The sequence below is a fragment of the Paenibacillus sp. FSL A5-0031 genome (assembly GCF_001956295.1).
Taxonomy (GTDB): domain Bacteria; phylum Bacillota; class Bacilli; order Paenibacillales; family Paenibacillaceae; genus Pristimantibacillus.
Genome location: NZ_MRTD01000028.1, coordinates 23,396 through 37,827 on the forward strand (window position 1 = coordinate 23,396; position 14,432 = coordinate 37,827).

The 14,432-nt window shown below is 44.1% G+C and carries 13 protein-coding genes; all 13 read right to left on the reverse strand.

Going from position 1 to position 14,432, the window contains the following annotated elements; genetic code table 11:
• Position 1: 1 nt before the first annotated feature.
• The 13 genes from rplW to rpoC all read right to left on the reverse strand — a co-directional run bounded on the left by rplW (position 2) and on the right by rpoC (position 14,360).
• A complete protein-coding gene (gene rplW / locus BK120_RS31455; RefSeq protein WP_054025324.1) occupies positions 2-295 on the reverse strand; it encodes a 50S ribosomal protein L23 in 294 nt (97 codons plus the stop codon).
• Positions 295-918 carry a 50S ribosomal protein L4 gene (gene rplD, locus BK120_RS31460; RefSeq protein ID WP_053373899.1) on the reverse strand — a complete coding sequence of 208 codons (624 nt, stop codon included), beginning with the start codon at positions 916-918 and terminating at the stop codon, positions 295-297. Before rplD ends, rplW begins: the two co-directional genes overlap by 1 nt.
• Before the next feature lie 28 nt (positions 919-946).
• Positions 947-1,570 carry a 50S ribosomal protein L3 gene (gene rplC, locus BK120_RS31465; RefSeq protein ID WP_076271429.1) on the reverse strand — a complete coding sequence of 208 codons (624 nt, stop codon included), beginning with the start codon at positions 1,568-1,570 and terminating at the stop codon, positions 947-949.
• A 41-nt stretch (positions 1,571-1,611) separates the two neighbouring features.
• A complete protein-coding gene (rpsJ, locus tag BK120_RS31470) occupies positions 1,612-1,920 on the reverse strand; it encodes a 30S ribosomal protein S10 (RefSeq protein WP_017692074.1) in 309 nt (102 codons plus the stop codon).
• 551 nt (positions 1,921-2,471) lie between these two features.
• Entirely contained in the window at positions 2,472-3,266 is a 795-nt protein-coding gene (locus BK120_RS31475) for an ABC transporter ATP-binding protein (protein WP_076271430.1), read from the reverse strand.
• A complete protein-coding gene (locus BK120_RS31480; RefSeq protein WP_076271431.1) occupies positions 3,266-4,180 on the reverse strand; it encodes an ABC transporter permease in 915 nt (304 codons plus the stop codon). Before BK120_RS31480 ends, BK120_RS31475 begins: the two co-directional genes overlap by 1 nt.
• 98 nt (positions 4,181-4,278) lie before the next feature.
• The gene (locus BK120_RS31485) at positions 4,279-5,322 is read right to left on the reverse strand and encodes an ABC transporter substrate-binding protein (RefSeq protein ID WP_076271432.1); all 1,044 of its coding nucleotides are present in this window, start codon (positions 5,320-5,322) and stop codon (positions 4,279-4,281) included.
• Positions 5,323-5,627: 305 nt separating this feature from the next.
• Positions 5,628-6,818 carry an elongation factor Tu gene (gene tuf / locus BK120_RS31490; RefSeq protein WP_076271433.1) on the reverse strand — a complete coding sequence of 397 codons (1,191 nt, stop codon included), beginning with the start codon at positions 6,816-6,818 and terminating at the stop codon, positions 5,628-5,630.
• 115 nt (positions 6,819-6,933) lie between these two features.
• Positions 6,934-9,009, reverse strand: a complete 2,076-nt coding sequence (fusA, locus tag BK120_RS31495) for an elongation factor G (protein ID WP_076271434.1) — start codon at positions 9,007-9,009, stop codon at positions 6,934-6,936.
• A gap of 29 nt (positions 9,010-9,038) precedes the next feature.
• Entirely contained in the window at positions 9,039-9,509 is a 471-nt protein-coding gene (rpsG, locus tag BK120_RS31500) for a 30S ribosomal protein S7 (protein ID WP_028609662.1), read from the reverse strand.
• Positions 9,510-9,575: 66 nt separating this feature from the next.
• A complete protein-coding gene (gene rpsL, locus BK120_RS31505) occupies positions 9,576-9,998 on the reverse strand; it encodes a 30S ribosomal protein S12 (RefSeq protein ID WP_054025332.1) in 423 nt (140 codons plus the stop codon).
• A 258-nt stretch (positions 9,999-10,256) separates the two neighbouring features.
• Complete coding sequence (locus tag BK120_RS31510) at positions 10,257-10,487, reverse strand: ribosomal L7Ae/L30e/S12e/Gadd45 family protein (protein ID WP_076271435.1); 231 nt, start codon at positions 10,485-10,487, stop codon at positions 10,257-10,259.
• A gap of 246 nt (positions 10,488-10,733) precedes the next feature.
• A complete protein-coding gene (gene rpoC / locus BK120_RS31515; RefSeq protein WP_076271436.1) occupies positions 10,734-14,360 on the reverse strand; it encodes a DNA-directed RNA polymerase subunit beta' in 3,627 nt (1,208 codons plus the stop codon).
• Between the last annotated feature and the right edge of the window lie 72 nt (positions 14,361-14,432).

Consider the following 14,432-nt stretch of genomic DNA (forward strand, 5'->3'; position numbering starts at 1 on the left):
TCTAAACAGACGTTTCAAAGAATTCAAGTTCTTTGCTATCAGCGCTCAATTGAACGATGGCTTTTTTCCAATCCGGTCTGTATCCGCTATGTTTACCATAACGTTTCGGTTTACCCGCAACACGCATTGTGTTAACGCCGGTTACTTTTACTTTAAAGATTGATTCAATCGCAAGTTTGATTTCAGTTTTGTTTGAACGAAGATCAACTTCGAAAACATACTTTTTATCAACCATGTAATCGCTCGTACGTTCCGTGATAACCGGGCGCTTGATAATATCGCGTGGATTTTTCATTACGCAAGCACCTCCTGTACTTTCTCTACTGCTTCTTTAGTGATGATAAGGTTGTCATGCACCAAAACATCCAGAACATTGATGCCGTCAGCTGCAACGAACTTCACACCTGGGATGTTACGAGCAGACAATGCTACGTTATCTTCATAATTAGCCGTTACTACAAGAGCTTTGCGGCCAACTTTAAGGTTGCTTAGAATTGCTGCGAATTCTTTCGTCTTAGGAGCTGCAAATGTCAGTTGATCCAAAACGATAATCTCGTTTGCAATCACTTTCGAAGACAATGCTGATTTAATCGCTAGACGACGAACTTTCTTAGGAAGTTTGAAGCCATAAGAGCGTGGAGTCGGTCCGAAAACCACACCGCCGCCAACCCATTGCGGGGAGCGAATACTACCTTGACGAGCACGGCCAGTACCTTTTTGTTTCCAAGGTTTACGACCGCCACCACGTACTTCGGAGCGTCCTTTAGTTTTGTGATTGCCGAAGCGTTCAGATGCTTGTTGATTAACAACAGCACTGTGCAAAACGTGAACATTTGGTTGAATTCCGAAAACCGTTTCAGCCAGTTCAAGTTCGCCCACTTGCGCGCCACTCACGTTATATACTGTTACTTTTGGCATTTCCTGTTCCTCCTTTCTTTAAGATCAATTATTTCTTAACAGTTTGCTTAACTTTTACGAATCCGTTTTTCGGGCCCGGAATCGAACCTTTTATTAGAAGAACGTTACGTTCTACATCTACACGGATAACTTCAAGTTTTTGAATCGTAATTGTTTCGTGACCCATATGTCCTGGAAGGCGTTTGCCTTTCGGTACACGGTTCGCTTGGATAGAACCCATCGAACCTGGTCCACGGTGGTAACGGGAACCGTGAGACATAGGACCCGTGCTTTGTCCCCAACGTTTGATAACGCCGGCAAAGCCTTTACCTTTTGAAATACCTGTTACGTCAACGAATTCGCCTTCTGTGAATAGGTCAGCTTTAACTTCTTGGCCAACTTCATAATCACCTAGATTAATTCCGCGAATTTCACGAACGTAGCGCTTAGGTGTTGTGTTAGCTTTTTTAGCGTGACCAGCTTCTGGCTTGTTCGATCTGCTCTCCTTCTTATCGGAGAAACCGAATTGAACTGCTTCGTAGCCATCGTTTTCTTGGTCTTTCTTTTGAAGTACTACGCAAGGTCCAGCTTCGATAACCGTTACAGGAACGACATTACCTTCAGCAGTAAACACTTGAGTCATACCAAGTTTTTTTCCTAAGATACCTTTCATGTTGACACCTCATTTCCTTTCTATAATCGCATATGCTGATATTACAGTTTGATTTCGATATCTACACCGGATGGTAAATCCAGGCGCATCAACGCATCAACCGTTTGCGGCGTTGGGTTTACAATGTCGATCAAACGCTTATGAGTGCGTTGTTCGAATTGCTCCCTAGAATCCTTGTACTTGTGTACCGCACGGAGAATGGTGATGATTTGCTTTTCCGTTGGCAACGGAATCGGCCCGGATACGCCTGCACCGGAACGTTTTGCAGTTTCAACGATTTTCTCTGCGGATTGATCAAGAATCCTGTGATCGTATGCTTTCAAGCGGATACGAATCTTTTGCTTTGCCATATAAGTCCCTCCTTCTTTCGCCCAATTTATTATCGGACATACTCCGTGAGAAAACCCTGCACATGCCCCATGGCAAAGGGGCCGGGTGTGTCGGCAACCTCTCACATCATCGCAACGTCAGACCAACAGTCAATATTATACCGAATCTAATAGGCAAATGCAACATAAAGTTTCTTCTTTCTTTTTACCGTCATACAACTGCAGAAAGATTAACAATAATGTCTTGTAAGCCATCCCTACATTCGCCCATTATGTCCCTTATTACAAGTATTTAGAACACTATCATTATAATAACGGACTTAATGGGCGCTATATGATTATATACATCATCCGGATGAAAATACACCACCAAATAACGCCAACCTTCACATTTACATAAAAAACACGCAGCGACCACATGTCGCTGCGTGCTTTCCTTCTATAATAACAGGGTTGAAGTGAAGTATCCGCAGGCTCTGATTCTACTTGTTTAGAAGGTGCAGGCAGCTATGACTTTTCTAACAGAGCTGCACACTCTCCATCCAACACTTCATATTCAGAGTTATAACGTGCTAACCAAGTACGATACGATCATCCGCAAGTTTCTTTCCGCTTATCAACTCAAACTCACCTAGCAGTTGTTGTACGGTAAGATCCTTTTTGCGTTCTTCTGGTACATCAAGTATAATCCGGCCTTTGTCCATCATAATAAGTCGATTGCCTAGACGTATGGCCTGCTCCATATTATGAGTAACCATAAGTGTAGTCAAATTCATCTCGCGAACTAGGTTTTCCGTTAAAGTCGTAATGAGCTCCGCTCTTGAAGGATCAAGCGCTGCCGTATGTTCATCAAGCAATAAGATTTGCGGTCTTGTAAAGGTAGCCATCAATAGGCTTAACGCTTGGCGTTCTCCACCTGACAATAAACCCACCTTTGCCCCAAGTCGATTTTCGAGACCTATACCGAGGCGCTGCAGCTCTTTCTTAAAAATGGCACGTTTTGCGCGTGTTACGCCAAAGGAAAAACCACGTGACTTTCCACGAGCATAAGCTATCGCCAAGTTTTCTTCAATGGACATGCGTGGCGCTGTTCCTGCCATCGGATCCTGAAATACTCGGCCAATCCAGCGGCTGCGCTCATATTCCGATAGATGACTTATATTGTTGCCGTCAATTCGGACTTCGCCCGCATCCGGTTTCATCACGCCGGATATAATGTTCATTAATGTAGATTTGCCTGCTCCGTTACTACCGATAACCGTAATAAAATCGCCTGGCTTCATAATAAGATTGGCACCAACGAGCGCTGTCTTCTCATCAACGGTACCAGGATTAAACAGCTTGGACACTTTAGCGATCTCCAACATTAGCGTCCACCTCCAGGCTGAATATTATCCAAGGATGCCAGCATTTCTGCCGTTCGTCTTTTAGCTACATTCTTTTGCTTCAATGTTCTTCTTATCGTAGGTATGATCAATGCAAAAATGATGATTACTGCTGTAATAAGCTTCATATCAGAAGCATCCAACCATTCAACACGCAGTGCAAACGCATAAATAATTCGGTAAATAATCGAACCAAGTATAACAGCCAACGTTGCTCTAAAGATTGTACGGGATCCGAATATCGCTTCACCAATAATAACGGATGCAAGACCAATAACGATCATACCAATACCCATGCTATTATCCGCATATTTATTGTAATGTGCGACTAATGCACCTGAGGTCGCAACTAGTGAATTCGACAAAGCCACGCCAAAAATCGTCGTAACATCTGTATTTGCGCCAAAGCTGCGAATCATGCGAGAGTTATCCCCAGTTGCACGAAGACTCAATCCGAGATCCGTACGGAAAAATAGATCGAGAACCAACTTAACCACAACAACAAAAATGATCATAACAACTAATGTGGATACATTACTAAATAGATTTTCCTGTCCCCTTAAGGAAACGTTTGGTTTTCCCAAAATTCTTAAATTGATTGAATACAGTGCTATCATCATAATAATGCCTGACAATAGTCCGTTTATTTTCCCCTTTGTATGCAGTAAGCCAGTACATGTACCCGCTATAGCCCCGCCTGCAAATGCGCATAATACAGCAATCCATGGAGCTGTTCCATTAACCGTCATAACCGTACCGATAGCTGCGCCTGTTGTAAAGCTGCCATCTACCGTCAAATCCGGAAAATCAAGAATTCGAAACGTTATATATACTCCAAGTGCCATAAGCGCATACAATAATCCACTCTCTAAAGCTCCCTGCATTGATACGAGCATATGACATACCTCCTTTTTCATAACAAGGGGGTGAACGAGTAGCCCGGTCACCCCTTTTGAACTTATGAGCCTGTTATTTTTAGCAAATGAATTTTAATTTACTCGATAATGTTGTTAGCTTGATCTTTAACGAATGCTTTCATCTCGTCAGTAACGGTAATGCCTTGCTCAGCTGCTGCTTTCAAGTTGAAAATGAAGTCAAGTTTCTGTGGCACTGTAACATCCATGTCTGCTGGTTTTTTACCATTTTTCAAAATCTCAACTGCCATTTGGCCAACTTCATAACCATGATCATAATATTTGAAGCCTACTGCCGCAAAAGCACCTTTTTCTACCGTATCACGGTCAGCAGAGAAGAAAGGAATATCATTTTTATTAGCCACTTCAATAATAGCGTCAACGCCGCTTACAACCATATTATCCAAAGTGATGTAGATAGCTTCTACACGACCAACTAGTGATTCTGCTGCTTGTTTAACATCTGAAGAGTTCGCTACTGAAGCTTTAACGAGCTTAATGCCATGTTCAGCAAGTGCCTTTTCAGCAATGTCGCCCATTACAACCGCGTTTGGTTCTCCTTCATTAATAACAAGGCCCACATTTTTTACATTAGGAAATTGAGCAGCGATAAAATCCATCGTTTGTTTAATGGCATCTGGATTCGTATCAGAAGCACCAGTAACATTTCCTCCTGGAGCTTTCAATTGTGTAACGATTCCTGCATCAATCGGATCTGTAACTGCAGCGAATAATACAGGGATATCCTTGACTTCATCAGCCAAGCTTTGTGCAGTCGGAGTTGCAATTCCTAATGCAAGGTCACTTTTACTTGATTTAATCTTTTGTGCAATTGTAGCAATATTCGCTTGCTCACCTTGTGCATTATTGAAGTCGATTTTAAGATTTTTGCCTTCTTCAAATCCACCATCCTTTAGTGCTGCAATAAAGCCTTCGCGCGTTGCATCCAATGATGGGTGCTCAACAATTTGTGAGATCGCGATCGTATACTGTTTCTCACTGTTGCCTGAACCCGATTTATTTCCTTCGTTCTCTGTGCCTGCTTTACCTGAGTTTGCACCACATGCTGCTGTTACTACCATAACTGAAGCTAATACTAAGCTAAGTAAAAATTTTCTGTTCATTCTTCAAACCCCTCTCATCATATCAATTCTCTTGTAATGAAGCCGTTTGCAAAAAAAAATGTACAGCAAAGCATTATCGCTTTCTATCATTAAAGCCTATGTCTGTGCGTAATGACTACAATTAATGAGTGAAGGACAAGCTCTACCTACTTTCCTTAATATTAAATGGGCTTAAGGCATGCAGTCAATGAATAGTTATTTGTAAAATTAAGTAAGAAGCCCTATTGACCGTTTTACATAGAAAAATAAAAAGCCCTCACCGAAGTGAGGGCTTTTGTCATTCATAGCGGCTAAGCCGCAATGAATTATTTTTGGATAGAAGCTACAGCGCCAGCGCCTACAGTACGGCCGCCTTCACGAATAGAGAAACGAGTTCCCTCTTCAACAGCGATTGGAGCGATAAGCTCAACCGTTACAGTGATGTTGTCGCCAGGCATAACCATTTCAGTACCTTCTGGCAAGTTGATGATACCCGTTACGTCAGTTGTACGGAAGTAGAACTGTGGACGGTAACCAGTGAAGAAAGGCTTGTGACGGCCACCCTCTTCTTTAGTTAGAACGTAGATTTGAGCAGTGAAGTTAGTGTGTGGTTTAACCGAACCCGGTTTAGCCAAAACTTGACCACGCTCGATGTTGCTGCGGTCTACACCACGAAGCAAAGCACCTACGTTGTCACCAGCTTGAGCGGAGTCAAGCAATTTACGGAACATTTCAACGCCTGTTACTACGGACTTACGGGATTCTTCAGCAAGACCGATAATTTCGATCTCGTCGCCAACTTTGATAACGCCACGCTCAACACGACCTGTAGCAACAGTACCACGGCCAGTGATTGTGAATACGTCCTCGACAGGCATAAGGAAAGGCTTAGCAGTATCGCGCTCAGGAGTAGGGATATAAGTATCCACTTGCTCGAAAAGCTCGATGATTTTTTCAGCCCAAGGACCATCTGGGTTAGCAAGTGCTTCACGAGCTGCACCACGGATGATTGGAGTGTCGTCGCCTGGGAACTCATACTCAGAAAGAAGGTCACGAACTTCCATTTCAACTAGCTCAAGAAGCTCTTCGTCTTCAACCATGTCGCATTTGTTCAAGAATACAACGATGTAAGGTACGCCTACTTGTTTCGAAAGCAAGATGTGCTCACGAGTTTGTGGCATAGGACCGTCAGTAGCGGAAACTACAAGAATAGCTCCGTCCATTTGAGCAGCACCAGTGATCATGTTTTTTACATAGTCGGCGTGACCTGGGCAGTCAACGTGTGCGTAGTGACGAGCAGGCGTCTCATACTCAACGTGAGCTGTCGAGATCGTGATACCACGCTCGCGCTCTTCTGGAGCTTTATCGATTTGGTCGAATGCGATTGCTGCACCGCCGTATTTTTTGGAAAGTACAGTTGTGATAGCTGCAGTCAAAGTCGTTTTACCGTGATCGACGTGACCGATAGTACCGATATTAACGTGCGGTTTGTTACGTTCAAATTTTGCCTTAGCCATTGAACTTGAGCCTCCTCAATTTAACATCATATTTTTTATGTGTGGCCGACATTTGGCTCGCAAGCAAACCAAAATGACGGCAAAAGCAATTTGTTGAGCGCTAATCCAAAAACGATTACTCGCCTTTGTTTTTAGCAATAATTTCATCAGCGATTGATTTAGGAACTTCTTCATAGTGAGAAAGCTCCATGGAGAATACGCCGCGTCCTTGTGTACCGGAACGTAGTGTAGTGGAATAACCAAACATCTCGGAGAGAGGTACCTTGGAGCGGATAATTTGTGCACCTGCACGAGTATCCATACCTTCGATACGACCACGACGGGAGTTAAGCATACCCATAACATCGCCCATGTACTCTTCTGGAACAGTAACTTCAACTTTCATGATTGGCTCAAGAAGAACTGGCTTACATTTTTCTTTGGCAGCTTTAAGCGCCATCGAACCTGCAATTTTAAACGCCATCTCCGAGGAGTCAACATCATGGTAAGATCCGTCAACAACAACAGCTTTAACATCAACGAGCGGGAAGCCGGCTACAACACCGTTCTTCATTGACTCTTCGATACCAGCTTGGATTGGAGCGATAAATTCACGAGGAATTGATCCACCAACTGTTTTGTTTTCGAATATGAAGCCTGTACCAGGCTCAAGTGGTGAAAACTCAACCCAACAATGACCGAATTGACCTTTACCACCGGACTGACGAACGAACTTACCTTCAACCTTCGCAGCTTGACGGAACGTTTCACGGTAAGCAACTTGTGGTTTACCAACGTTTGTCTCAACTTTGAATTCGCGGAACATACGGTCAACAAGGATCTCAAGGTGAAGCTCACCCATACCAGAGATAATTGTTTGGTTTGTTTCTTCATCCGTATGTGCACGGAAAGTAGGATCTTCTTCAGCAAGCTTGGAAATAGCGATACCTAGTTTGTCTTGGTCAGCTTTCGTTTTTGGTTCGATAGCAACCGAGATAACCGGCTCAGGGAAGTTCATCGATTCAAGAACGATGATGTGCTTCTCATCACAAAGTGTATCACCAGTAGTAGTATCTTTCAAACCTACAGCTGCAGCGATATCGCCGGAATAAACTTCCGTGATCTCTTGACGGCTGTTTGCGTGCATTTGAAGAATACGTCCAATACGCTCACGTTTGCCTTTAGTTGAGTTAAGGACATACGAACCGGATTTTAGTACACCAGAATACACACGGAAGAAAGTAAGTCTACCAACATAAGGGTCAGTCATGATTTTGAATGCCAAAGCCGCGAAAGGCTCTGTGTCTGAAGATGGACGTTCTCCTTCTTCACCGTCTTCAAGAGTACCTTTGATAGCTGGTACATCAAGAGGTGAAGGTAGGTAATCCACAACAGCATCCAACATCGGTTGAACACCTTTGTTACGGTATGAGGAGCCAGCTACAACTGGGAAGATTTTAACTTCGCAAACACCTTTACGGAGTGCTGCTTTAATTTCTGGAATAGTGATTTCTTCACCTTCCAAATATTTCATCGTTAATTCTTCATCCAATTCTGCTACTTTCTCAATCAATTCCGTACGTAGTGCATCTACTTGCTCTACATACTCAGCTGGAACTTCAACTTTTTCAGGGTCTTTACCAGTATCGTCTTTGTAGATATAAGCTACACGTTCAACGATATCGATAATACCTTTAAAGTCGCTTTCCGCGCCGATTGGAATTTGAATTGCTACGGCATTGGCACCAAGACGCTCACGCATGTCTTTGATTACGTTTAGGTAATCTGCACCAATGATATCCATCTTGTTTACGTAGGCAATCCGAGGTACGTTGTAACGGTCAGCCTGACGCCATACGGTTTCAGACTGTGGCTCAACGCCTTCTTTTGCACTGAAAACCCCAACGGCCCCGTCCAATACGCGTAGGGAACGTTCAACTTCAACAGTGAAGTCAACGTGTCCCGGGGTGTCGATAATATTAATGCGGTGTCCATGCCATTGAGCAGTTGTCGCGGCAGACGTAATTGTAATACCGCGCTCTTGTTCTTGTTCCATCCAGTCCATCGTAGCTGCACCTTCGTGCACCTCTCCGATTTTGTGAGTACGGCCCGTGAAGAACAAGATCCGTTCAGTAGTTGTGGTTTTACCGGCATCAATATGCGCCATAATCCCGATGTTACGCGTATTTTTCAAGGAGAACTCTCTTGACATAAAATTGTCTCCTCTCGAATGTAAAAATTCTACCAGCGGTAGTGAGCAAACGCTTTGTTCGCTTCAGCCATTTTGTGAGTATCTTCGCGCTTTTTAACAGCTGCGCCAGTGTTATTGGAAGCATCTGTGATTTCAGCAGCTAAACGCTCTTCCATCGTTTTCTCACCGCGGTTACGTGAGTAGTTCACGAGCCAACGGAGACCAAGTGCCGTACGGCGCTCTGGTTTAACTTCGATCGGCACTTGATAGTTTGCACCGCCGACACGGCGTGCTTTAACCTCAAGTACAGGCATAATATTTTTCAAAGCAGCTTCGAACACTTCCATCGGATCTTTACCCGTGCGTTCTTGAATCAGTTTGAAAGCATCATACAATAGTGTTTGTGCAACGCCTCTTTTACCGTCAAGCATAATGCGGTTGATTAGGCGCGTTACCAGTTTGCTATTATATAGCGGATCTGGAAGCACATCGCGTTTCGTTACAGGACCTTTGCGTGGCATGAGAAAGTCCCCCTTTCTTCTAATAGTTGCTATTTCTAGCATTTCAATAACCTGTTAAGGTTATGATTATGATTTTTTAACTTTCGGACGTTTCGTACCGTATTTCGAACGAGCTTGCATACGGTTGTTTACACCTGCAGTATCAAGTGCACCGCGAACGATGTGATAACGTACTCCTGCTAAGTCTTTTACTTTACCACCACGGATCAAAACAACGCTGTGCTCTTGCAAGTTGTGTCCGATACCTGGAATGTAAGCCGTAACTTCTAAGCGGTTCGTTAAACGAACACGAGCATATTTACGAAGTGCGGAGTTCGGTTTCCTTGGAGTCATTGTACCTACACGAGTGCACACACCGCGTTTTTGAGGAGCGCTGATGTTTGTAGCTTCACGTTTCAATGCATTGAAACCTTTTTGCAATGCCGGCGATTTCGATTTAACGACTTTCGCTTGGCGTCCTTTACGGACTAGCTGGTTAATAGTTGGCATGTTGCCACCCCCTTCCCTATATTCATGTCTTTTGAAAATATAAGCATTTATAAAGAAGTTGTTTATAAATCAACTTATATTCTTTTTCGCGTAAGCGGGCTCTTCCCACCAAAAGTCGTCAATAGCCGTTTACGCATGTATGGTAGACATTTTACCTAAAATTAAGCCCACAGATCCAGGCGGATCATAAAAGAACAAACAAAAGTTCTCGCCAGCTAATCATCGCTAAATAATCAACTAACAAAAACGGCTATTGCGTTATTCTTCTTCGGTTACGAGTGCTGCCATCGCGGCCCCGACATCGATGCCGCAGGTTTCCCCAAGCTCTACCATCGTGTCGATCCATTTCATTGGAACTCCCGTCCGCTCACATAGATGAACAATCTTATCTTTCATCTGCGGATCTGCATCTCGTGCGACATAGACTTTAATGGCTCTTTGTTGCTCGAGCATCTTCGTCGTTTGCTTCGCGCCGACTTTGAATTGCATGATAATCACCTTCAATTCTTCCATTCAGCGAACACACAATTAGGCACACTTCGATATAGTATCACCTACTATGTGCTTGTGTCAAGAACCTTCTAGGATAATCACTTGTAAACTTTTTGTAAATGAATTTCATACTGTAAACATATAAAAGAGCGGTCATCTTCCGCTTCCAAGGAAACGGAAGATGTGACGCTCCTTCGATATTAGTTAGTATCCGGTTTTAAGAACATAATCTGTTCAAGCCGATTAGTCGACTGTTACAGCTTCTGTTTCTAGTTCGCCTTCAACTGCAGTAGTTGTTTCATCTTCAAGTCCAGCAAAACGAATGTTACGATAACGGGCCATTCCAGTACCTGCTGGAATCAACTTACCGATAATAACATTTTCCTTGAGTCCAAGCAACTGGTCAACTTTGCCTTTAATAGCTGCATCAGTCAATACACGAGTTGTTTCTTGGAAGGAAGCTGCTGACAAGAACGAATCTGTCTCAAGCGATGCCTTCGTAATACCGAGCAAAACTGGTTTTGCAACAGCTGGTTCGAGATCTGCGAAAATCGCAGTGCGGTTTTGAGCTTCATATTCATGAATATCAACGAACGCACCAGGAAGCAACGTTGTGCCGCCTGCATCTACGATACGAATTTTACGGAGCATTTGTTTAATCATGACCTCAACGTGCTTGTCATTGATTTCTACCCCTTGATTTCGGTAAACGCGCTGTACTTCTTGCAAAATGTAGTTTTGAACGCCACGGATACCTTTGATACGCAGCATATCTTTAGGGTCAATTGAACCGTCAGTCAGCTCATCGCCGGCTTCGATTTGTTGACCTTGCGTTACGCGGATACGCGAACCATAGGTAACAGCATACACTTTCGATTCCGCTTCACCTTGAACCTCGATTTCACGACGGTCCTTCGCTTCACGGATTTCTTTAACCACACCGTCAAGCTCAGAAATAATCGCTTGACCTTTCGGATTACGCGCCTCAAACAACTCTTGGATACGCGGCAAACCTTGTGTGATATCGTCTCCCGCAACGCCGCCCGTATGGAACGTACGCATTGTGAGCTGTGTTCCTGGCTCACCGATGGATTGAGCTGCGATAATACCTACCGCTTCCCCAATCTCAACGTGTTTACCAGTTGCAAGGTTACGTCCGTAACAGATCTTACATACGCCATGACGAGCACGGCAGCTTAGTACGGAACGAATTTGCAGTTTTTCAACGCCAGCGTCGATAATTGCATCCGCTTTGTTCGAGTCAATCAACTCACTGCGGTTAACAATAATCTCGCCTGTTTTTGGATTACGAACCGTTTCAAACGCATAGCGGCCTTCAATACGGTCATAAAGATCTTCAATAACCTCTTTACCGTCTTGAATTTTGCTTACAGAGAAGCCTTTATCGGTACCGCAATCTTCTTCACGTACGATTACGTCTTGTGCAACGTCAACAAGTCGACGAGTCAAGTAACCGGAATCGGCAGTACGAAGAGCAGTATCGGCAAGACCTTTCCGCGCTCCGTGAGTAGAAATAAAGTACTCGAGTACTGTAAGACCCTCGCGGAAGTTCGATTTAATTGGCAACTCGATGATACGACCGGATGGATTGGCCATCAAACCACGCATACCGCCAAGCTGTGTAATTTGAGATTTGTTACCCCGTGCTTTGGAGTCCACCATGAGCATGATGTTGTTGTAACGATCCATCGATTTCATAAGAACTTCGGTGATCTCGTCTTTACATTTACCCCAAATTGTAATGATCCGGTCATAACGCTCTTCGTTTGTAATCAAACCACGACGGTATTGATTCATAACGGTAGCAACCTTCTCATCGGAGCGCTTCATGATTTCGTCTTTCTCTTTCGGAATGATAACGTCAGCTACGCCGATCGTAATACCAGCCTTAGTCGAGTAAGTGAAACCAAGCTGCTTAATGCGGTCAAGAAGCATCGCAGTAAGCGTAGTATGGTATTGGCGGAAACATTCTGCAATAACTAATGCAAGATAGTCTTTACCTACCGCACCAGGCGTTTCGATTGCATCCAAGAATTTAGGAAGATCTGCGCCTTTTTCGTAAACGAAATATTTATCTGGTGTACCGTGCAATAGGTTCGTTTTTGTTGCTTCGTTGATGTAAGGGAAATCTTCAGGGAAAATTTCATTGAAGATAACTTTACCAACTGTCGTAACGAGAAGCGAATTTTGCTGTTGCTCGGTGAAATTAACTTTTTTCAACACGCGAACTGGAATGAAAATCCGCGCATGCAAGGAAACAATACCACGTTGGTAAGCAGAGATTGCTTCATTAATGGTACCAAATACGGAACCACTGCCTTTAGCCTCTTTGTTATCCATCGTCAAGTAGAAGCTTCCTAGTACCATATCCTGTGAAGGAGTAACGACCGGTTTGCCGTCTTTCGGGTTAAGGATATTGCCTGATGCAAGCATTAGCAAACGTGCTTCCGCTTGTGCTTCAGCAGACAATGGAACGTGAACGGCCATTTGGTCACCGTCGAAGTCAGCGTTGTAAGCTGTACATACGAGTGGGTGAAGCTTAATTGCGCGACCTTCAACCAAGATAGGCTCAAATGCTTGAATACCTAATCTGTGAAGCGTCGGGGCACGGTTAAGCAATACTGGGTGCTCCTTGATTACTTCCTCAAGAACATCCCATACCTCAGGGCTTACGCGTTCAACCTTGCGCTTCGCACTCTTAATGTTATGCGCTAGGCCTTTATTAACAAGCTCTTTCATAACGAAAGGCTTGAACAATTCTAGTGCCATTTCCTTAGGAAGACCGCACTGGAACATTTTGAGGTTTGGACCTACTACGATAACCGAACGACCAGAGTAGTCAACCCGTTTACCGAGCAAGTTCTGACGGAAACGTCCTTGCTTACCTTTCAGCATATGGCTGAGGGATTTAAGCGGACGGTTACCCGGACCTGTAACAGGACGACCGCGACGACCGTTATCGATCAATGCGTCAACCGCTTCTTGCAGCATCCGTTTTTCATTTTGCACGATAATATCAGGAGCGCCCAGATCAAGCAAACGCTTCAGACGGTTGTTACGGTTAATAACACGACGATACAAATCATTGAGGTCAGAAGTCGCAAAACGACCGCCATCAAGCTGTACCATCGGACGAAGCTCAGGAGGGATGACAGGAAGCACGTCTAGAATCATCCATTCCGGTTCGTTGCCGGAATTGCGGAATGCTTCTACCACTTCAAGACGTTTGATCGCACGATTGCGTCGTTGTCCTTGAGCAGTACGCAGTTCTTCTTTCAATTGCTCCAATTCTTTGTCAACGTCGATATCTTGCAAAAGTTTTTTAACAGCTTCGGCACCCATACCAGCATGGAATCCATACCCGTATTTCTCACGGTAGCTGCGGTATTCTTTCTCCGATAGAAGTTGTTTCTTCTCAAGTGGGGTATCACCTGGATCCGTTACGACATAGGATGCAAAATAAATGATCTCCTCAAGCGAACGAGGCGACATATCAAGTGCAAGGCCCATACGGCTTGGAATCCCTTTGAAGTACCAAATATGAGAAACTGGAGCTGCTAGCTCGATGTGACCCATACGTTCGCGGCGAACTTTAGCGCGAGTTACTTCAACGCCACAGCGATCACAAACGACGCCTTTATAGCGTACACGTTTGTATTTACCGCAATGACATTCCCAGTCTTTTGTAGGTCCAAAAATTTTCTCGCAGAAGAGTCCTTCCTTCTCCGGTTTTAAGGTCCTATAGTTGATCGTCTCCGGTTTTTTAACTTCTCCGCGGGACCACGAGCGAATTTTATCCGGCGAAGCCAGACCTATCTTCATATACTCGAAGTTGTTCACGTCCAACAAGGAGCAACCCTCCTCCGTCATGTATGACAATGTCTATCTAATCAGCTAGATTCCGTCATAGGCGCGTGACCA